This window comes from Mucilaginibacter rigui, from assembly GCF_014773275.1.
Classification (GTDB): Bacteria; Bacteroidota; Bacteroidia; order Sphingobacteriales; family Sphingobacteriaceae; genus Mucilaginibacter; species Mucilaginibacter rigui_A.
In genome coordinates this window covers 751,068-772,393 of the sequence record NZ_JACWMW010000001.1, presented here as the reverse complement: position 1 = coordinate 772,393, position 21,326 = coordinate 751,068, and the positions used below count along the sequence as shown (strand labels likewise).

Below are 21,326 nucleotides of genomic sequence, written 5' to 3'. Positions count from 1 at the left end.
TTTCTTTCTACTTCTGCTCAACAACCTCAATCTTCACCGGCCCTAATAAACCCGATGACTCTAATTTATCTGTCGGTTTAAACTTGTTATTACTCAGCCAGGTAATCCGTTCAGACTGGGGCAGTTTAGTATCACCAATCAAACGGTTCACCCAGGTGTTTACCACTTTTATCTCCAGTTTATTCTCTCCTTGTTTTAGTGCATTGGTTATGTCAACCTTGTAAGGGGCGGTCCATGCGCCGCCAATGGCTACGCCGTTTACGGTTACTTTGGCTATAGCCTTTGCCATCCCGAGATCAACAAATACCTTCTGGCCTTTTTTTACAGCGGCTAATGTAAATGTATTATTGTAAAATGCCGGGCCCGAGTAATAACGGATGCTATCATTAGGGTTTACCGACCAGTCGCTTAAGGTATTAAATATAACAGGATTTGCCGGGCCGCGCATTTTACTGTCGAATTTAACCGACCATGGATTATCAATAATTATAGTTTGCACAGCCGCAGCATAATTAGGGTTGGCCGGTACCGCAGTTTGCGCATCCTGCCTGAATATAATGAAAGCGCTTTCAGTCGGGGCCAATTCAAGTGGTACGGTGGTAACATCTCCTGTTTGGGTATACGATGGTAATTCCCGTACGCTTCCGCTAACCGGATCCCATAACTCCGGGCGTTTACCCATGATGCGGAACTGTGGTGCAATTTTAACCGTTTTATCTTCCTGGTTGGATATAAAGTATATCGAGCCCTCGTCCAATTTCCGGTGAATAAACAAGGTTGAGTTATTATCCGTGATCCTTGTATCCGGGATAACCTTAATCAGATCAAGCGCTTCCTGCATCTGCATATTGCTGATCACCATCCCCTTGCCTACGCGGTGTGTTTTTATGGATGAACCATTGATATTACCCCATAATTCGTCAGCAAGCTTAGTAACCTGCGCATCGGCTGCCGGGTAATTTTGCAAACTTGGCGATGTTAAAGGTTTTGGGCCTAAAACAACCATACCCTGCTCTACCAGTTGTTTTATCTTAGATAACAATTCCGGGCGAATAGTGGTTAGCTGCGGCAGTACCAAAATGCTGTAGCTCATACCATCAGGCAAAACCATTTTACCATCCTTTACGCTCAGCCTGGTTTTTATTACTTCGCCGTTAATATAATCAAACGAATATCCCTGTGGCAGTTTAGGGTCTTGCACGCCCGTCATTTTTGGTGCGTCCTCGCTTATAAAATAGGCTACATCCGCAACATATTTACCCTGCTGCAACATCATGTTGCAACGTTTAATATATTTCAGGAATATATCCATATCATAAAACCATGTGTTTAACCGGTTAAATTCTGTACCAAAAAAAGCGTTAACACCGGGTGCTTTATCTTCATAAGGCTGGCTGATGTACACGTGCATCAGGGTGTTGTTAATGCCCTCGGTAAAAAAACGGTCGGCACGTTGTTTCAATAATGCCGGGTAACGCGCAAACGGGCCACCCGCGCAAGTAAATGATTCGGCCGACACCTTAGTTTTTCCATAAATATGCGCAGCAGATGAAGCCGCACGGTTCTCAATATCGCCAAGCATTCCCTCGCTCCAAAACTCACCGCCAACCTCGTCCGACTGCCCGCCGTACTGTAAAAACTCGCCCGGGAAACCCCAGTGTCCATAGTTCTCCAGCCAGGTGGTAAGCCCGTGCTGGTGGCTGATATCGCGCAGGCCGCCAACATAATCATAGGCTACCCTGTCGGCAATAAAGCGGCGCAGATCCCAAAGGAAACGGTCTGACTTATCCTCGCTGCCCACTACCTTGCCCTGTAAAACCGGGATGTATGGCGTTGGGTCGTAACCGTAATTTTTTTCAAATTTTTCAACCAGGCCGTCCGTCCAGTTCTGGCCACCAGTTTCATAGCTATCCTCTACAGTTACCTTCCATGTTTTACGGTCGGCCGCCGGTATGCGTTTAATGATCTGGCCCAGGAAAGCGTCAAAGTGAGCGGCTATATGCTCTTTACTCATTTTATCTGCCTCCAAACCGGTACCCTGGGCCGAGGCCGGGCCGTTGGTTACCTTGGTTGGTGTCATCCCGGTACGTTCAATTATCCAGTTCCCGGCAGGCACCTGCCAGTTAAGCATACCATCTGCAGCCATGTATTTGGTTACATCAACCACTTTTGCAGGGTCTATCACATATTTATTATCATCAATAACAGGCTGCGGCGTCCATTGGTAAGCATCCCAATAAGGGAACGGTGTTTGCCACATTTTACCCAGCGTCTTTTCTATATAATTTTCTACTACCGGGGCTGATGAAAGTTTTACTTCCGCTATAACTGCGTTTTCGGTCCTGGTAAACAGCAAACGGAAACTATCTGATGATGTAGCCGGGATAGAAATTGCACCCGGTCCGTACGGGTTAAAACCCACGTTGGCGGCATCATTACTGCGATCAACCCTGAAATGTTTTACGGTTATATACGTGCCGTTCTTTTTAACCTGCAGGTCGCCTTCCAGCGTCATCCCCCTGCGTGCAGGGACAATAACAAGGCTACGGGCGGTATATTCCTGTTTGGTATTAATATCTATGGTATATGGTTTGTTACTGTCCAAAAACACAACTGTAGAATCGGCACCATCGGCAATCTTAGCCAGGTCTTTAATAAAAGGCTCTGAGCTTACCACAGGTTTCAGGTCGCGGATGTCTTTGATATAATCTGCGCTAACCGGGTAAGCGATCACTTTAACATCCTGGAAATTCTTTTCGGGCTTTGCCAACTGACTGTTAAATTTATAAGGCCCCTTTACCGCTATTTGTGATGATGTTAAGTACCTCATAGCCTGTTCAGGTTTCACCCATGGCCCGCCGGACTGGCTCCAGCCCGGGCTGTTAAAGATGCCTATCTCGATATTAAGCTCGGTAGCCCTTTTTAATGCGGCATGCAAAACCTCCCACCATTCGTCTGTAAATATCTTTATTTTACCTGCAGGTATATCATCCTGCCATATATTACCAATAAAGGCCCGGTTGATGCCTACCTTTTTCATCGATTCCAGATCGTGGATCACACCTTCTTTTGAGATATTATCCGAAATCCAGTACCAGTAAATGCTGGTTTGGATGCTATCCGGCACAGTTATAAAGCCCGTTTCCAACCGGGCCATAGGTTTAGCAGCAACCGATTGGGTAATTTGCTTTTTGGGTGCACAAGCGTTAAACACAAAGCTTATCAGTAATATAAATACACAAGATACACTCAGCTTTTTGGTAATAGGCATCAGTTATTAATTAGGTACGCGTTAGCGGTATTGGTTAATTGGTGCTTACCGGGTAAGCATTTTCGAAAGTATCTTAAATTATCAATTCAACTATGCCCAGCTATACCATTGATTATTGCCGACCTATTTAGATTTGAGAAGGTAACAGATAGGGATGGTTAAACAAACCGTTACCTTTATCATTGCCTTAACCATTATAATAAACCCAATTCCTAAATTATGCAAGCAATCTTCGGTGTTATATTTCACTTTATCGGTGGTTTTGCCTCCGGCAGCTTTTACATCCCTTATAAAAAAGTAAAGGGCTGGGCCTGGGAAAGTTTCTGGATAGTAGGCGGCATCTTCTCCTGGTTGATCGTGCCACCTGTAGCTGCATGGTTAACCATCCCTAATTTTACAGATATCATTGCCCAAACAAACGGGCAGATCCTTGCGCTCACCTATTTCTTTGGTTTGCTTTGGGGCATAGGCGGTTTAACTTATGGCCTTGGTGTGCGTTACTTAGGGGTATCATTGGGCAGTACCATTATACTGGGCCTGTGTGCGGTGTTTGGTTCTATCATCCCATCGGTTTATTATAATTTTTTCCCAAAAGAGGGTAAGGATAGCTTCAGCATGATGCTGCATAGCAACTGGGGCCAAATGGTTTTACTGGGCATTGTAATTTGTGCCTTAGGTATCATCATTTGCGGAAAAGCAGGTACGCTTAAAGAAAAAGAACTATCTAAAAACAAAACCGTAGCCGAAGAGAATAAAGAATACCGTTTTGGCCTTGGCATTTTTGTAGCCATTGTATCGGGTGTGTTAAGCGCCTGTTTTAATTTCGGTATTGAGGCCGGCAAATCAATGGCCGATACCGCGAATGAAGCATGGAAGGTATTACACCCAAACGCGGGCAATTTCCTGTTCCAAAACAATGTTATTTATATAGTAATACTTTGGGGTGGCCTTACTACCAATTTCATTTGGTGTATGATATTGAACGCCCGTAATAAAACCTTCAGTAACTATACCGATGGGCAAAAGCCGCTGTTAAAAAACTACATCTTTTCGGCCCTGGCGGGTACTACCTGGTTTTTGCAGTTCTTTTTTTACGGCATGGGCGAAAGCAAGCTGGGCAATGGCGCCAGTTCGTGGATACTGCATATGGCCTTTATTATCCTCATCGCAAATACCTGGGGCTTATTGTTAAAGGAATGGAAAGGCGTTAGTAAAAAAGCAATATATACAGTTATAGCCGGTATAGCTACCATCATCATATCGGTTTTGGTGGTAGGTTATGGCAACTCAATAAAGCCTTAAAAATAAATAACAATACAACAATAAGAAATCAACAATTCGAAAATCAGCAATTTAAACATATGTCTACTACAACACAATTTAAACATGTAAGCTACTTATGGGACGATGCTAAGGCGGCAGCTTTAGCCGGAGACGAGGTAGCTTTACTGATATACCGTTCAAACCTTCTTGGCGCCGATCTGCGGTTGACCAACTACGGCGGCGGCAACACTTCATGCAAGGTAACTGATAAAGACCCTTTAACCGGTAAAGAGGTTGAAGTAATGTGGATCAAAGGCTCGGGCGGCGACATCGGTACGCTTAAAAAGAGTGGCCTGGCTGCATTATATGTCGACAGGTTGAGGAGCCTGAAAAACGTTTACCGTGGCATTGAGCACGAAGACGAAATGGTTGAACTGTTTAACCACAGCATTTTCGATCTTAACTCCAAAGCGCCATCTATTGATACCCCGTTGCATGGTTTCTTACCCTTTAAACACATCGACCACCTGCACCCAGATGCTGCAATTGCTATCGCGGCAGCAAAAGACGGTGAGAAGATAACGCAGGAACTGTTCGGCGGTACTATTGGTTGGGTAGGCTGGCAACGCCCGGGTTTCGACCTTGGCTTGCAACTGAAAGAATGCCTTGATAACAACCCCGGCATCCGTGGTATCATGCTGGGCTCGCACGGGTTATTCACCTGGGGCGATACCGCTTACGAAAGCTATATAAATACGCTTGAGGTAATCGAAAAATGTGCCGAATATTTAGAAGAGAACTACGGTAAAAAAGCGCCTGTATTTGGGGGCCAAAAACTGGAAAGCCTTGCTGCGGATGATCGTAAAAAACAAGCGGCGGCTTTAGCTCCTATTCTGCGTGGTTTCTGTTCATCAAAAACATCGATGATAGGCCACTTTACCGATGATGCCCGCGTACTGGAGTTTATCAACTCAAACGACCTGGACAGGTTGGCCCCACTGGGAACAAGCTGCCCCGACCACTTTTTACGCACCAAGATCAGTCCGCTGGTATTAGACCTTAATGCTGCCGACGACCTGAGCGATGTAGCTGCTTTAAAAGAAAAACTTACACCTGCATTTGAGGCCTACCGCCAAATGTATACCGATTACTATAACACCTGCAAACATCCCAACAGCCCTGCTGTGCGCGACGCCAACCCCGTAGTAATACTTTACCCGGGTGTAGGGATGTTCACCTTTGCTAAAGACAAACAAACCGCGCGTGTTGCCGCCGAGTTTTATACCAATGCCATCAACGTAATGAAAGGCGCCGAGGCTATCTCTGAATACACTTCTCTGCCACGCCAGGAAGCTTTTGATATTGAATACTGGTTGCTGGAAGAAGCTAAATTACAACGTATGCCAAAACCAAAAGCCTTATCGGGCCGCGTTGCTTTGGTAACCGGTAGTGCCGGTGGCATTGGTAAAGCCATTGCTAAAAAGTTTGTACAGGAAGGTGCTGTTGTTATACTTAACGACATGAACGCCGAGCGTTTAGCCGGTGCAGGAGAAGAGTTTAAAGGCCTTTTTGGTAAAGATGCTTACGCTTTAGCGCAGATGGATGTTACCAACACCGACCAGATAAAGGCGGCTATGGATATCGCAGCACTACAATTTGGCGGTGTAGACCTGATCGTAAATAACGCGGGTTTATCTATCTCAAAAACCATTGGCGATACCACAGCTAAAGACTGGGACCTGCTTTATGACGTTTTGGTAAAAGGCCAGTTTTTTGTTACCCAGGCTGCGGTATCTGTAATGAAAAAACAGGATATTGGTGGTGATATTATCAACATTGTAAGCAAGAACGCCCTGGTAAGCGGCCCTAACAATGCCGGTTACGGCAGCGCGAAAGCGGCGCAATTACACCTGAGCAGGCTAAACGCGGCCGAGTTGGGCGGCGATAAGATCCGTGTGAACGTGGTTAACCCGGATGCCGTAATAAGCGATAGCAATATATGGGCAGGCGGCTGGGCCGAAGGCCGCGCCAAAGCTTACGGTATTACTGTTGAAGAATTACCGGCTTACTACGCAAAACGTACATTACTGAACGAAACCATTTTACCTGATGATATAGCTAACGCCTGCTTCGCATTTGCAGGTGGTTTGCTCAACAAGTCAACCGGTAATGTGCTTAATGTTGATGGCGGCGTTGCCACAGCATTTGTACGATAAGTAATAGAATATCCAGTCCCCCCGGCAAACCAATGGCCGGTGGGGCTTTACACCTACATAAACCAGAGAAGATGCAGATAGAAAAATATGTAATTGATGAGCACAACCATCAGTTAGCCAAAAAACATCAGCGCAATTTTGAGCACGTAGCAGCCGATGTAAATAACCTCGATAACGTTTTAACCAAGCTGCAGGCCTTTAACATCGCCATTCCAAGCTGGGCCTTGGGCACCGGCGGTACACGCTTTGGCAGGTTTAGCGGCGGCGGCGAGCCACGCAGCCTGGAAGAAAAAATTGAAGATGTTGGCGTTATCCACGCGCTTAACAGATCAAGTAATTCTATTTCGCTGCATATCCCCTGGGATATTCCTGATAATGCTAATTCTATAAAACAACTGGCAGCACACCTGGGCCTTCATTTTGATGCGGTAAACTCTAACACCTTCCAGGACCAGGCGGATGCAGCACACAGTTACAAATATGGTTCGTTGCATCACGTAGATAAAGCGGTGAGGGCGCAAGCTATAGAACATAACATCCAGGTAATTAATTACGGTAAGGAGCTTGGCTCAAAGGCTCTGTCGGTTTGGTTGTCCGACGGATCAAACTTCCCCGGGCAACTGAACTTCAGGGAGGCTTTTCAGCGCACGCAAAAGAGCTTACAGGAGATCTACAACGCACTGCCAAACGACTGGAAGATCTGGATAGAGTACAAACCATTCGAACCGAATTTTTACTCCACTACCATCGGCGACTGGGGCCAATCTTTACTGTTAGCCAATAAACTGGGAGATAAGGCGGCTACTTTGGTTGATCTTGGCCATCACCTGCCAAATACAAACATCGAGCAGATCGTTTCCCTGCTGTTGATGGAAGGCAAACTTGCCGGTTTCCACTTCAACGATTCTAAATATGGCGATGATGATTTGACCGTTGGCAGCATCAACCCATACCAGTTGTTCCTGATATTTAACGAACTGGTTGAAGGTATGGATGCCCGCGGCATGGAGCATGCAACATCTATCGGCTGGATGATTGATGCATCGCACAATGTTAAAGACCCAATAGAAGACTTATTACAATCGGTACAGGCTATAAAAATAGCTTACGCACAGGCATTACTGATAGATACGGAGGCTTTAAAAGCAGCACAACAAGGTAACGACGTCGCGCTTGCACAGGAGATATTACAACAGGCATACCGCACAGATGTACGCCCGCTGATAGCAGAAGCAAGTTTGCAGGCAGGTGGTTCGCTCGATCCTATCAGCGCTTATCGTAAGATAGACGTTAGGAATAATTTGATAAAAGAACGCGGCTTAAAAACAGTGGCAACAGGCTTATAAAACAAAAGCGATATGAGTGCGATACCCGTTATAGCCATATTTGATGTTGGGAAGACCAATAAAAAGCTGTTCCTGTTTGATGAGAACTACCAGATAGTTTTTGAGAAAACAGCCCGCTTTTTAGAAACTGTAGATGAGGACGGCTACCCCTGCGAAAACATTGAAAGCCTCAGGCTTTCGGTGTTCGATTCGTTGAGCGAGGTTTTCCGCATGAATGAGTTTAAGGTAAAGGCGGTTAATTTTTCTGCCTATGGCGCAAGCTTTATTTACGTGGGCGAGGATGGCAAACCGCTTACCCCACTATATAACTACCTAAAAAGTTATCCGGAAGAATTAAGCGAGCAATTTTATGCCAAATATGGCGGTAAAGACCTGGTGAGTGTACAAACCGCATCGCCGGTGCTGGGCAGTTTAAACTCCGGCTTGCAGCTGTACCGTTTAAAGTATGAACAGCCTGAAGTTTTTAATAAGATAAAGTACGCTCTGCATTTACCGCAATACATGAGCTATCTGCTCACCGGCAAAGCCTGTTCTGACCTTACCAGCATTGGCTGCCATACCTGCCTGTGGGATTTTGAAAAAAACCGCTACCACGAATGGACACAGCATGAAGGCATCGCGTTAAAATTGCCGTCGATACAACCTGCTAACAAAGTATTGCCCGCCCTATTCCCCGGCAATAATTATAAGGTAGGCGTTGGCCTGCATGATAGTTCTGCCGCGCTGATCCCTTACCTGGTTAACTTTAATGAGCCTTTCGTACTCATCAGTACCGGTACCTGGTGTATCAGTTTAAACCCTTTTAACCAGTTGCCTTTAACTAAAGAGGAATTAAAAGATGATTGCCTCAGCTATCTGCAATACCAGGGCAAACCTGTAAAAGCATCCCGGTTATTTTCGGGTTATGAGCACGAGCAGCAGGTTAAAAGGATTGCCGCACACTTTAAAACCGATGTGATCAAATACAGGAATGTAGCGTTCGATCCCGAGATCATCAGTTATCTGAAAGCAAAAAAACAAACGGTTACGCAGGATGCAAACGCCAAAACATCGGCTTTTGAGAAAAGGGATTTATCCGAATATCACAATGATATAGAAGCATATCATCAACTGGTACTCGACCTGATAAACTTACAGGTTTACGCTACGCAGCTGGTGCTGAAAGGCACCCCCGTAAAACGCATATTTGTTGATGGCGGCTTTAGCAAAAACAGTGTTTTTATGCACTTGCTTGCTTTGGCTTTTCCAACAATTGAAGTATTTTCGGCATCCATGGCGCAGGCTACAGCTGTAGGTGCGGCATTGGCCATCCACAAAGAGTGGAACCGGAAACCTATACCAAACGACATTATCCAATTGAAATATTATTCGGCCAGTCAAACCATTAGCATATGAAAGTTGGTTTGTTTATCCCTTGTTATGTAGACCAGTTTTACCCCGGCGCGGCAATTGCCACCCTGCAATTGCTCGAAAAATTGGGCGTAACTGTAAGCTACCCTAAAAACCAAACCTGTTGCGGCCAGCCAATGGCCAATTCGGGCTTTGAGCATCTTACAGGCGGGTGTAATGAATTATTCATTAAAAACTTTGCGGAGTTTGATTACATTGTTGCACCATCGGGTAGTTGTGTGCTGCATATCAAAGAGCATTTACATAGCCACGAGCATGAAGCCGGTGCGGCAGGCATCAGTAGCAAAATATATGAGCTCAGTTCGTTTTTAACCGATGTTTTAAAAGTAGAGTCATTACCCTCCAAATTCCCGTTTAAAGTTGGGGTGCACCAAAGCTGCCACGGGCAGCGCGGCTTACACCTATCGCAAATGAGCGAGTTGGTGGCCGCACCATTTTCAAAACCTCACAGTCTTTTAAAAATGGTGAAGGGAATTGAGATAGTCCCCCTTAGCCGTATTGACGAATGCTGCGGTTTTGGCGGTACCTTTTGCGTTGCAGAGGAAGCCGTATCTGCCAAGATGGGCAAAGACCGGGTGGAAGATCATTTAAGCCACGGCGCGGAGTTTATTACCGGGGTGGATATGTCATGCCTGATGCATATGGAAGGAATTTTAAACAGGCGTGGCAGCAAAGTAAAAGTGCTGCATTTAGCCGAAATATTAAACGCCGACTGATATGCATACGGAAACAAAAGACCACGCAGAATTAGCAGACGTATTCAATAAAAACGAAGCACGTGTAGACTGGCACGATGAAACCCTTTGGTGGATCCGCCAGAAGCGCGATAAAGCCGTTAACCACCTGCCCGAATGGGAATTATTAAGAGAAACAGCCTCGCAAATAAAAGACAACGTATTATCAAACCTGGCCGGGTACCTGGTGCAGTTTGAAGAAAACGCGCAAAAAAATGGCATCATAGTACATTGGGCGGCAGATGCGGATGAGCATAATAACATTGTACTGGGCCTGCTGCATAGCAAGGGCATCACCAAAATGGTAAAAAGCAAATCGATGCTTACCGAGGAATGCCATTTAAATGATTACCTGGAGAATAACGGCATTGAGGTGATAGACTCTGACCTGGGCGAGCGCATTGTTCAGCTGGCCAAAGAACCGCCGAGCCACATCGTTTTGCCTTGCATCCACAAAAAGAAAGAAGAAATAGGTGATCTTTTCCACCTGCATTTAGGTACGCCGGCAGGTAACGCCGACCCACAATTTTTAACAGAAACAGCCAGGCAGCACCTGCGCGAAACCTTTTTAACCCGCAGGGCGGCCTTAACGGGCGTAAACTTCGCGGTTGCCGAAACCGGCGAGTTTGTGGTTTGCACCAACGAGGGCAATGCTGATATGGGCGCACACCTTGCCGAGATCCACATTGCCAGTATGGGGATAGAGAAGATCATCCCAAAACGTAAAAACCTGGGCGTATTTTTAAGGCTGCTTACCCGCAGTGCTACAGGGCAGCCCATTACAACTTATTCCAGTCATTTTAGTAAACCAAGAGAGGGTACCGAGATCCATATCATTATTGTTGATAATGGCCGCAGCAAACAGCTTGGTCGCGAGGATTTCCGAAACTCGCTAAAATGCATCCGTTGCGGGGCGTGTATGAATACCTGCCCGGTTTATCGCCGCAGTGGCGGGCACAGTTACCACAGTGCCATCTCAGGCCCAATAGGCGCTATACTGGCCCCAAACCTGGATATGGAAAAATATGCCGATCTGCCCTTTGCATCTACGCTGTGCGGGTCGTGCTCAAACGTATGCCCGGTAAAGATCGATATCCACCAGCAGCTTTATAAATGGCGGCAGGTTATTGTACAAAACGGGTACGCCCCGGCAGGCAAAAAAGCAGCCATGAAACTCATGAGCTTAACCTTATCATCACCTACTGCTTATCACATTGGCGGCAAGGCAGGCAGGTTTGTGATGAAATATGCGCCATTTGCGGTAAATAATAAACTGAACCTCTGGTATAAACAGCGCGATATGCCCGAACCACCGAAAGAATCGTTTGGGGAATGGTACGCAAAAAACAGGAAGGCATGAGCACAACAAGAGAACAAATCCTGAACGCCGTACGCGCTAACCAGCCTGCCTTAAAGGTGTTGCCGGAGGTAGTAATCCCTGCGGATAGCATCAACCTGCAGGCTAAATTTACCGAAACGCTTACCACTATTGGCGGCAAGGTGATCAAAGCGGGTAGTTACGGTGATATTATCGATTATATAAAAAGTATTAACAAGGCCGGTGATCGCGTGATAAGTTCGGTTGCCGGGCTGTCAGATGTTATCTTATCAGGCAATACATCGCCCCTGCCCCATTCTCTACAGGACGTAGAACTGGCTATCATAAAAGCTCACTTTGGCGTGGCCGAGAACGGTGCGGTTTGGATAACCGAATACCTGTTAAGCCAACGGGTTTTACCATTTATTTGCCAGCACCTTATTGTTATTTTAAATGCGGATGACCTGGTGGCCAATATGCACCAGGCCTATGAAAAAATCGGTAATGAACATTACGGGTACGGCACATTTATAGCCGGGCCGTCAAAAACCGCGGATATTGAACAATCACTTGTTTTGGGTGCGCACGGCTCCCGCAGCATGACTATATTTTTAATCAAACCACCCTCAGATTAATTTTACAATGATCAAAAACCTACTTACATTATCGCTATGCCTTGTTTTGGGATCAAGCTGTTTTGCACAGTTAAGCGCAGAACGGCTGCTTACCGAAAACGAGAACGACCCTAACAGCATTGATATTAAAGCGCCCCGCTTTAGCTGGCAAATTGCAGCCGGTAATGCAAAAAACGTATTTCAATCGGCGTACCAGGTCAGGGTATATACGGCAGCTGATAATAAGCTGATCTGGAACAGTAACAAAGTTTCAGGCAGTCAATCCATATATGTAGCTTATAAAGGCCCGGCGTTAACCTCACGCACGGCCTATATTTGGCAAGTGATGGTTTGGGATAATAAGGGGCACGCCTCTCCATGGAGCAAAAAAGCTACGTGGCGCATGGGTTTATTGTCGCCAACAGATTGGAAAGCAAGCTGGATAGGCCCCGGTTATACAGGCGATACCGTTAACAAACCAAGCCCTATGTTTCGCAAGGGCATTACGCTTAACAAAACGGTAAAAAGCGCATTTGCTTATATAACCGCCCATGGCTTATACGAAGCGCAAATAAACGGCGCAAAAATTGGCGACGAGTACCTAACACCGGGGTGGACAAGCTACCACAAACGCCTGCAATACCAGGCTTATGATGTTACCAAAATGCTGGTTAAAGGCCCAAATGCCATCGGCGCTAAGGTAGGCAGCGGTTGGTACCGCAGCACGCTGGTATCCAGCCCCAACCATTATGGTAAAGATGTGGGCTTATTGTTTCAGTTAGAAATTACTTATACCAATGGCACACATGAAACCATTGTATCTGACGGGAGCTGGAAATCGGCTACGGGCGAGCTAAGGTATGCCGAGATCTATAATGGCGCTACCATAGATGCCCGCCTGGTACAAAAGGATTGGGCCAAACCCGGTTTTAATGACAGCCAATGGACTCCAGTAAAAGTGCAGGATTATGGTAAAGAGAACTTAATAGCAACTTACAACGAGCCTGTAAAAAAACACGAAACCTTTAAAGCCCTAAAAGTAATTACAACCCCAAAAGGCGAGAAGGTGATAGACTTTGGGCAAAACCTGGTGGGCTGGGTAGAGGTAAAAGCCAATGGCAAAGCAGGCGATACGATAAAATTGTCGCACACAGAAGTTTTGGATAAGGCAGGCAACTTTTACATTGAAAACCTGCGGGGCGCAAAGGCGCAAAACATATACATCTTAAAAGGCGGGGGCGACGAATACTTTGAGCCGCAGTTTACCTGGCAGGGTTTCCGGTACATCAAGGTTGAAGGTATTACGGGGGATTTAAACCTGGCTAATTTTACCGCGGTGGCCGTTTATTCGGATATGGAACCTACTGGCACATTCACCACATCAAACCCGATGCTGAACCAGTTGCAGCACAACATACAATGGGGACAGAAAGGCAATTTTTTAGATGTGCCTACCGATTGCCCGCAACGCGATGAACGCTTAGGCTGGACAGGCGACGCGCAGGTGTTCTCGCGCACGGCATCGTTTAACATGAACGTGCACAACTTTTTTACCAAATGGCTGAAAGATGTAGCCGCCGACCAGAACAGTGACGGCAGCGTGCCGCATATCATCCCGGATGTATTTAAGCAAAACGATGGGCAAAATGGCGGCGCTACCGGCTGGAGCGACGTAGCCACGGTAGTGCCGTGGAATATGTATTTAGCCTACGGCGATAAAGAACTGCTGCAAAACCAATACCCAAGTATGAAAGCCTGGGTTGATTATATGCAGAAGAAGGCTAAAAATAACCTTTGGAACACCGGGTGGCACTTTGGCGACTGGCTATTTTACAGTGTAGAGAACGACCTGGACGGCATGTCGGCAATAACGAGCAAGTATTTGATAGCGCAGTGCTTTTACGCCTATTCAACCCAATTATTGATAAACGCTGCCACCGCTTTAGGTAATAAAACCGATGCTGACCATTACACACTATTGCTGCAACAAATAAAGGCGGCATATGTAAACGAGTATGTAACGGCAAACGGCCTCATCTCGTCTGACACGCAAACCGCTTATGCACTTGCTTTAACATTTGATATGCTGCCGGAACAACTGCGCGAGCAAGCTGCCGGAAGATTGGCTAATAACATAACCCGTTATGGCAACCACTTAACCACCGGCTTTTTGGGCACGCCCTATTTATGCCACGCTTTAAGCAGGTTTGGTTATGCCGATGTTGCTTATAAACTGTTGCTGCAGGAATCTTACCCCTCGTGGTTATATCCTATTAAAATGGGCGCTACCACCATTTGGGAAAGATGGGACGGTATTAAACCCGATGGCAGCTTTGAAACGCCGACCATGAACTCCTATAACCATTATGCTTACGGCGCCATTGGCGATTGGATGTACCGCGTAACATCGGGTATTGATACCGACCCTGACGGACCGGGTTATAAAAAAATAATTATTAAGCCTACCGTGGGTGGTAAGTTAACTTACGCCAATGCCAGTTACCAAACGCCTTATGGCAAACTAACATCCAACTGGAAAATAGACGGTGATACCTTTTACCTTGATGTTGATGTACCGGCCAACACCACCGCTACCGTTTTTGTGCCCGATTACAATGAAAAAGAAGGTTATAAAACCAAACAGATCGGCTCCGGAAGTTATCATTTCACCAGTAAATCGTTTATAAACCCAGTTACGCATACTAAACCATGAAAAAGTACCTGATTGTATTAGTAGCCGCATTTTTGCTTTGTTCGTTCACCCAAAAAGAAGTGACCTGGGTAGCCATTGGCGATTCTATCACTTACCTGAACGATCATGCCGATGAAACCGGCAACCGGGTTACCAAAGGTTATTTAACCGGGGTTACCGAACGGTTACCTAATATAAAATATATTAACCAGGGGCATAACGGGTGGACATCGGGCGGTATTGCCGAAAATATAGAAAAACTGGGCCTCGTTAAGGCCGATGTGTACTCTATTTTTTTAGGCACAAACGATTGGTGGGGAGGCAGGCCTGTTGGCACGATAGAAGATTATAAAAATGCCACGGGTAATATAACCGTGTATGGGTCATTCCGCATCATCGTCAACAAGATCCGCGGGTTGAACGCGCAGGCCAAAATAGTTTTGATAACCCCCATGCAGCGCAACGATTTTGTTTACATAGCCGATGCCAATAACAACGCTTATGGCTCGTACAAAAAGAAAAACGGGCAATCTCTGGAGGAGTTTGCGAATGCAGTAATAGCAATAGGGAAATACGAGAACGTGCCGGTTGTAGACCTGTACCATGACCCATCGCTAAAAATTGAGAACCTGGTTAATTTCAAGCGGTTAAAAGATCCTAAAACGGGTGAGTATACGAACTATACCTATCCGCAATCAACAGAAGTACCATTCAACCCCAAAACTGATGATTACCCCTACCCTCCTGATGCAGTAAAACTTACCTATGATGGCCTGCACCCGTCTGATAAGGGGAATGAGATAATCGCCAAAAGGGTTGTGAGAGCTTTTAAAAAGCTGGGCATTCGCTAAAAAGAGTTTCAAGTCCCATCGGGACTTTTGGTTGGTAGAAAATGCATAAACAATATCACGAGGTGTTACTAAACGATATTTACCAACCAAATGCGCCTAACGGCACATCCGCAATGATAAATTTTCACATCATATAACACTTACCATTTCGCTTGCCCTGCAAAGTTGAGTGTTAAGGCATTAACTTTGGGGCTTACCCTAAAAACATTGCCTTTATCATTATCCGAGAACTTGCCGTTTGGTGTAGTGATAGCATAATTTAACCCTTGGAACTGGCAGCTTATCGCATTAGTGCCAATGGTTTTAAAGGGCAGTTTGGCCTTTTCCGATACATTCAGGTCTAAAAACCAGTTATCGGCAGCTTTGCCTGTTACTTTAACAGTTAATTGCCTTTCGTCTAAGTCCATAGTTAACGTGCCTTTCCCTGCTTTTAGCGGCCATACAATATGGAGCTTGCCGGTTGCGGGGTTTGTTACCTTTGGCTTACCGCCTGTTAGCAGCACTTCTTTGCCATCCTCAATGGTTTTAAAGCGCAAGCCTGCAATATCTTTTGGGCTGCTCCACAAGTAGCCGTCGACAAACGGGAGGGTGTAAAACGAGCATACGTTGGTTTCTACTTTTTTGGTAAGATATTCTGATGGCAATTTTTCGTTAAACAGGTGGATATCCCTGAAACGCAGTGTACCGTCTTCCCAAAGTAAATTGGTGCGGTAAAACCTGCTGTTAAACCAAACTGTTTTGCGGTTGCTGTTTCCAATATCATTATTAACTGTCATAGACGTTGCCGGGGTTGTTTTATAGCGCTTGCGGAACCATGTGCCCGATTCAACCAGGGTTTCAACCTTAATTTTCTTCTCGTCGCGCAGTTTGGCTATCAGGGGCATCTGTATCTCAAACCCTTTCGACATGGCATCCCAGGTAAAGGAGTTTTCCTGCCCGGCCTGCGTATAAGCAAACTCCATCGATTCACCTTCAACCAATTCTTTGAAAAACCAGTCCACCCATTCGGCGCTGCCGCCCGCTTTTGGGTAAACGGGTTCAAGGGTTATTACGCCCTGCCAGGTAGTGCCAAAGCCGGTATCGTACTGCCTTACCGGGTCGCTGCCCAGCATCCTGAATATGGGCACCGGGATTTGGTTTTTCTCGTTCTGGGCAGGCATATATGAATTTACCTTGCTCGGGTAGTAAGCCTGGTTCCAGTAGCCGCCCCAAAGGGTATAACCATCGGTACCATACTGGTCTTTACAATTGCTCGATGCTACGATATGGTACTTTTGATACATGTAGTTAAGCGTATGCTCATCAATAAACCACGAGCCTGCCGTTTTTGGGTAATATCCATAGATCTTTTTAAAATCTGCCATATAAACGTCGGTCAGTTTTTCCCTTTCTTCAGGCGTGTAACCTGTAGAGAAGCCAATGTTGGCATGCCAGTCCCATGGGTAACGGCCGCGCCATTTTAGCCCGGCTTTCTCTACCATTGGCTGCGGAATTTCCCACCAGGCGCCAATCTCGTAACTATCTGCAGGCAGGCTCTTCAGCAGCTTTTGGTACCTGGGATCCATCAGGGCATCATACTGCAACAAAAATGTGCCGCGCAACTTGTACTTGTTCATGATCTCTACCTGTTTTACCACGGTTTGGTATAGCACATCCTCGGTTACGGCGGGGTCGCGGGGTTCAAGCAGCCTTATAAAATTTACTATGTTAACGATCTTAGGCTTGTACCTGGGTTTAACAGGTTTCTTATCGTCTATCCCGGTTATTGTAAACGAACTCAGTATTAAAATGAAAGCTATAGCTGTTATAAACGCTGCTGAATATTTATGATGCTTCATATCGTTGTTAATCTTCCCTATCAAAAGAGGTAATTTTATAATTATAGTTGTTTTTAAGATTTTGGCAACTGATGCTGTAAATTAAAATAAAAACAGGCAGGTAAGTGTACCCATCTGTTTGTGGCATGATTGATTTACTGCCCTGCTTTTGAAAAATATCAAAAAATACAAAAAATGCCCGCCAATTCCTTTCCAGATAATTGTTCGCGATTAACTTTTAGAATTTTCAATTTGTATGTAGTAAATGGATAGTTGTTAAATTAAAAATAAGAAGCAAGTAGTTTGATAGGTAACAAGAACCTTGGCTTTACAAAGGGTTGTTAAGGGGATAATTAATGAAAAAAACCTTAAATCGATGATTTAAGGGGTATTCTTACCATGATTCTGAAACTGATCATCTCTAACTTGTTCTAACCAGCCCGCCACATTGTTATTTGGATGATACCGTGTGCTACGTATGCCTTAATTAAAAGAACGCCTGAAATCCAAAGGTGACATCGTGGTTTTGAGCTTGAAAAATTTGCTAAAAGACTGGGGATGTTCGAATCCTAATTGATAGGCTATCTCGCTTATCGAAGCCGGGTTGGTCGATAACTGTTCCTTTGCTTTTTCGATGAGATGGTTATGAATGTGCTGTTGTGCGTTTTGCCCCGTAAGTGATCGAAGCATATCACCTAAATAACTGGCACTGACGTTTAACTGTTCTGAAAGAAATTGAACAGTAGGAAGCCCTTGCTTTTGTATGTTTGGCGACTTAAAATAAGTGTGCAAGACTTCTTCTACCTTTTGAAGCAGATCGCTGCTGACCGCCTTACGGGTGATGAATTGCCGGCTATAGAACCGGTTGGCATAATTCAGCAGCAATTCGATCTGAGAAATAACCACGTCCTGGCTGAAATTATCGATTCTGCCATTTAATTCTTCTTCAATACTCTCAAAAACAGCAATGATCGTGGTTTTTTCTTTTTCTGATAAATGCAGCGCTTCATGGACAGAATAAGAAAAAAAGCCATATTCTTTGATCTTTCTGGCGAGTTCGTAACCCAATAAAAAATCCGGATGGAAAAGTAAAGTATAACCAGATTGATCACTGAGTGCTTCGTGGGCTCCCGTAATTTGGTTCGGCGAAACAAAAAACATTCCGCCCTCGTCAAAATCGTAGTAATGCTGCCCATATTTAAATTTTCCCTGGAAGTTCATCTTATAGGATATCTTATAAAAATTTAAAATGTGGGGACTGGGAAGTCTTTCCAGCGGGATTGTACCACTGGCGTTATTGATCAAACTTACCAAAGGGTGCATAGGTGCCGGTATGTCCAGCAGCTTATGCATCCTTGATAAAGAATCGAATCGATGGTTAGCTATTTCGTCCTTCATGATGTTTGTTTATGATTTACTTTCAATGCTGCCCAATGCACCCTGCACGCCGTTAAGGGCTTTCTTTGCTTGTTCCCAACTTAGATCATTCGGATTGAATGTACTACGAATATAGGCAAGAATACTCTCACACACAAAGGCAACACGCTCGGGATTTTCATCACTTGTCTCGCGGGCATCATAACCTGATATCCCACCAAAAATATGCTCGGCGCCAAACACGGTCAGTAAGTCCTTCGGTCCGGGGCTTTGATAATAAGCGTCTGCTCTCCAATTTTCCACATCAGAGAACATGAGGTTAATGTCTTTGTCCCCGTTCACAATCAGTGCCGGCAAGGTCATGGTGCTGAAATCGCCGGCGGCCAACACCGGATAATGCTGCCTGTTTACTCCGTTAAATCCTTCGGGGCCACCGCTCACGCCGATCAGGACCTGGGCTGTTATCCGTGGTTCTATGAAATTCACTGTTTTACCTGTTGCAGGGTCAGTTACATCCATACCAGCCAGCATGGCAACCGTGTGCCCCCCCATGGAGTGGCCGATGGCTGCTACTTTTGATTTATCTACTCTGCCGGTTAACCCTGGTACGGTGGAGATAATTTCGTCTAAATGATCCATGATAAATTTCATGTCGGTTGCCCGTGAACTCCAAAATAAGGGCGCTTCAGGAAGGGACGCGGGAAGCGCGAGTGCTCTGGAGTTTTGGTGAGTGGGTTGGATGACAACAAACCCCGCTGCTGCAAAAAAATCTACCATGGGGCCATAGCCTTTGTACGAAGAAAGAAAATTAGAGGGGCCGTGGCCATGCGAAAGCAGAATAACCGGCAGGTTGTTACCGCTTGCAGGAGCAGAAACTTTTATTTCAAGGTCTACGTGGCGACCGGCAACGGGTAAGACAACCGGGCTAAAGCTCACAATGGGTGTTTTTGACTGTTTCATTTTTTATTGATTAAATTTTGATAAGTCAAAGGTCCGCAACCTTCGGGTCCCCGGCGTAGTGAAATCGGGGCATTACTTAGCCAAACTCCGGAAAAGATCCAGCGCGGCGGCCGTTGTTGTAATAGGTATGGTAAAGCAAAATATCGTATTCAATTGAGGAGCAACTTTTGCAACAGTTTTTGCGGCATGGTCCGCATTTTCCGAAAAATCGGTGAGCATCAGGATCACCTTCATAGCGGCGTTTCTTAGATCCTAAAATTGGCGTTTGAATGGCTAAAAACAAGTGACGAGGATCATTAATTAGCTTGATAACAATTATTTACCCCGCGTGCACAAATATTGATCTTCGGTAAAAAACAATATTATGAACCAGACCCACATTCATCTGCTGATCACCCACCTGCCGATTGTCGGTGCTGTGCTGGGAGCCTTTGTTTTGGCCCATGGGATATGGAGAAAAAGCAATACGACTTTGATAGCTGCCTATAACCTGCTCATTATCTCTGCCATAGGCGCCGGTATCGCTTATGCAACCGGCGAAGGTGCCGAAGAAACGGTCGAACATTTACAGGGTATATCGAAAAACGTGATCGAAGAACATGCGGAGTCTGCCTTGATTTCGCTCGTCAGCTTATTGATCACGGGCGGTATTGCCGCCATCGGACTTTTTGTTACACTCAAAAGCACTGCGTTCAATCGACCGGTCGCACTGCTTGCACTGACCGCGGCATTAGTTAGCTTCGGATTCATCGCCCGGACAGGCTATTCAGGCGGGCAGATCAGGCATACCGAAATCGGAACGAACACGACATCTCCGTTGAAAAGTGATGACAAGGATAATGACTAAACCAGCCATGCCGAACAAGCCCATACATAAACCCAGTTATTATATGGTCAATGCGATCACCTTTTACAGGTTATTGGCAGCTCCGGTACTTTTAACCTTATTATTCAATGACCGTCTTGCCGTTTTTAAATGGCTGTTAGTGGTAAGTTTCCTTACCGATGCGATTGACGGCTATTTGGCCCGCAGGTATAAAGTGACCAGCGCCTTCGGTTCCATTCTGGATTCAGTTTCAGACGACCTGACCATCGCGGTAGCAATCATTGGGATAACTTTGGTGAATCCGGAATTTCTGCGGAAAGAACTGGTACTGGTCGCAATACAGGTCCTACTCTTTGTCACACAGATCTGTTTTGCACTGATCCGTTATCATAAGATCAGTAGTTTTCATACCTACCTGGCCAAATTTGTCACCATTTTCCAGGCTATATTTCTGGTAGTTTTCTATTGGTTGCCTGAACCGGTCTATGCGCTGTTCTACGCGGTATCAGCCCTGACCATCCTCGATTTATTGGAAGAGATCATGCTCGTCCTGGTGATTCCCCGTTGGGAAACGGACGTGAAAGGGCTGTATTGGGCAATTAAAAAACGTGCTTTACAGAAAGCATAGGCG

Annotated in this window: 16 protein-coding genes and 1 pseudogene; 11 read left to right on the top strand and 6 right to left on the bottom strand. The window is 45.6% G+C overall.

Going from position 1 to position 21,326, the window contains the following annotated elements; translation table 11 throughout:
• Nucleotides 1-7 precede the first annotated feature (7 nt).
• Nucleotides 8-3,271, bottom strand: a complete 3,264-nt coding sequence (locus IDJ75_RS03565; RefSeq protein ID WP_191174225.1) for a glycosyl hydrolase — start codon at nucleotides 3,269-3,271, stop codon at nucleotides 8-10.
• A 219-nt stretch (nucleotides 3,272-3,490) separates the two neighbouring features.
• On the opposite strand from IDJ75_RS03565, the gene rhaT reads away from it, so the two are divergent.
• The 9 genes from rhaT to IDJ75_RS03520 all read left to right on the top strand — a co-directional run bounded on the left by rhaT (nucleotide 3,491) and on the right by IDJ75_RS03520 (nucleotide 15,715).
• Nucleotides 3,491-4,573 (top strand): L-rhamnose/proton symporter RhaT, encoded by a 1,083-nt coding sequence (rhaT, locus tag IDJ75_RS03560; RefSeq protein WP_191174224.1) that lies wholly within the window; start codon nucleotides 3,491-3,493, stop codon nucleotides 4,571-4,573.
• 59 nt (nucleotides 4,574-4,632) lie between these two features.
• A complete protein-coding gene (locus IDJ75_RS03555) occupies nucleotides 4,633-6,750 on the top strand; it encodes a bifunctional aldolase/short-chain dehydrogenase (RefSeq protein WP_191174223.1) in 2,118 nt (705 codons plus the stop codon).
• A gap of 71 nt (nucleotides 6,751-6,821) precedes the next feature.
• Entirely contained in the window at nucleotides 6,822-8,096 is a 1,275-nt protein-coding gene (locus tag IDJ75_RS03550; protein WP_191174222.1) for a TIM barrel protein, read from the top strand.
• A 12-nt stretch (nucleotides 8,097-8,108) separates the two neighbouring features.
• Complete coding sequence (locus IDJ75_RS03545) at nucleotides 8,109-9,491, top strand: FGGY-family carbohydrate kinase (protein ID WP_191174221.1); 1,383 nt, start codon at nucleotides 8,109-8,111, stop codon at nucleotides 9,489-9,491.
• Nucleotides 9,488-10,222 (top strand): (Fe-S)-binding protein, encoded by a 735-nt coding sequence (locus IDJ75_RS03540; RefSeq protein WP_191174220.1) that lies wholly within the window; start codon nucleotides 9,488-9,490, stop codon nucleotides 10,220-10,222. Before IDJ75_RS03545 ends, IDJ75_RS03540 begins: the two co-directional genes overlap by 4 nt.
• A 1-nt stretch (nucleotide 10,223) precedes the next feature.
• Nucleotides 10,224-11,600: a lactate utilization protein B gene (locus IDJ75_RS03535; protein WP_191174219.1), complete on the top strand. Its 1,377-nt coding sequence runs from the start codon at nucleotides 10,224-10,226 to the stop codon at nucleotides 11,598-11,600.
• Nucleotides 11,597-12,193: a LutC/YkgG family protein gene (locus IDJ75_RS03530; RefSeq protein ID WP_224746466.1), complete on the top strand. Its 597-nt coding sequence runs from the start codon at nucleotides 11,597-11,599 to the stop codon at nucleotides 12,191-12,193. The genes IDJ75_RS03535 and IDJ75_RS03530 overlap by 4 nt, the downstream gene beginning before the upstream one ends.
• A 7-nt stretch (nucleotides 12,194-12,200) precedes the next feature.
• Entirely contained in the window at nucleotides 12,201-14,885 is a 2,685-nt protein-coding gene (locus IDJ75_RS03525; protein WP_191174217.1) for a glycoside hydrolase family 78 protein, read from the top strand.
• The gene (locus IDJ75_RS03520) at nucleotides 14,882-15,715 is read left to right on the top strand and encodes an SGNH/GDSL hydrolase family protein (protein WP_191174216.1); all 834 of its coding nucleotides are present in this window, start codon (nucleotides 14,882-14,884) and stop codon (nucleotides 15,713-15,715) included. Before IDJ75_RS03525 ends, IDJ75_RS03520 begins: the two co-directional genes overlap by 4 nt.
• Here IDJ75_RS03520 and IDJ75_RS21435 read toward each other — a convergent pair.
• The 5 genes and pseudogenes from IDJ75_RS21435 to IDJ75_RS03495 form a co-directional block, all read right to left on the bottom strand.
• Nucleotides 15,693-15,767, bottom strand: a pseudogene (locus IDJ75_RS21435) (AgrD family cyclic lactone autoinducer peptide); the annotation flags it as partial. The gene IDJ75_RS03520 and the pseudogene IDJ75_RS21435 overlap by 23 nt on opposite strands.
• Nucleotides 15,768-15,855: 88 nt before the next feature.
• A complete protein-coding gene (locus IDJ75_RS03510; RefSeq protein WP_191174215.1) occupies nucleotides 15,856-17,553 on the bottom strand; it encodes a hypothetical protein in 1,698 nt (565 codons plus the stop codon).
• 462 nt (nucleotides 17,554-18,015) lie between these two features.
• Nucleotides 18,016-18,930, bottom strand: a complete 915-nt coding sequence (locus IDJ75_RS03505; protein ID WP_191174214.1) for a helix-turn-helix domain-containing protein — start codon at nucleotides 18,928-18,930, stop codon at nucleotides 18,016-18,018.
• 9 nt (nucleotides 18,931-18,939) lie between these two features.
• Nucleotides 18,940-19,869, bottom strand: a complete 930-nt coding sequence (locus IDJ75_RS03500; protein ID WP_191174213.1) for an alpha/beta hydrolase family protein — start codon at nucleotides 19,867-19,869, stop codon at nucleotides 18,940-18,942.
• 72 nt (nucleotides 19,870-19,941) lie between these two features.
• Complete coding sequence (locus IDJ75_RS03495; RefSeq protein WP_191174212.1) at nucleotides 19,942-20,103, bottom strand: hypothetical protein; 162 nt, start codon at nucleotides 20,101-20,103, stop codon at nucleotides 19,942-19,944.
• 130 nt (nucleotides 20,104-20,233) lie between these two features.
• Here IDJ75_RS03495 and IDJ75_RS03490 point away from each other — a divergent pair, with 130 nt between their 5' ends.
• Nucleotides 20,234-20,716 (top strand): hypothetical protein, encoded by a 483-nt coding sequence (locus tag IDJ75_RS03490; RefSeq protein ID WP_191174211.1) that lies wholly within the window; start codon nucleotides 20,234-20,236, stop codon nucleotides 20,714-20,716.
• Nucleotides 20,709-21,323: a CDP-alcohol phosphatidyltransferase family protein gene (locus IDJ75_RS03485; protein ID WP_224746465.1), complete on the top strand. Its 615-nt coding sequence runs from the start codon at nucleotides 20,709-20,711 to the stop codon at nucleotides 21,321-21,323. The genes IDJ75_RS03490 and IDJ75_RS03485 overlap by 8 nt, the downstream gene beginning before the upstream one ends.
• Nucleotides 21,324-21,326: the final 3 nt, after the last annotated feature.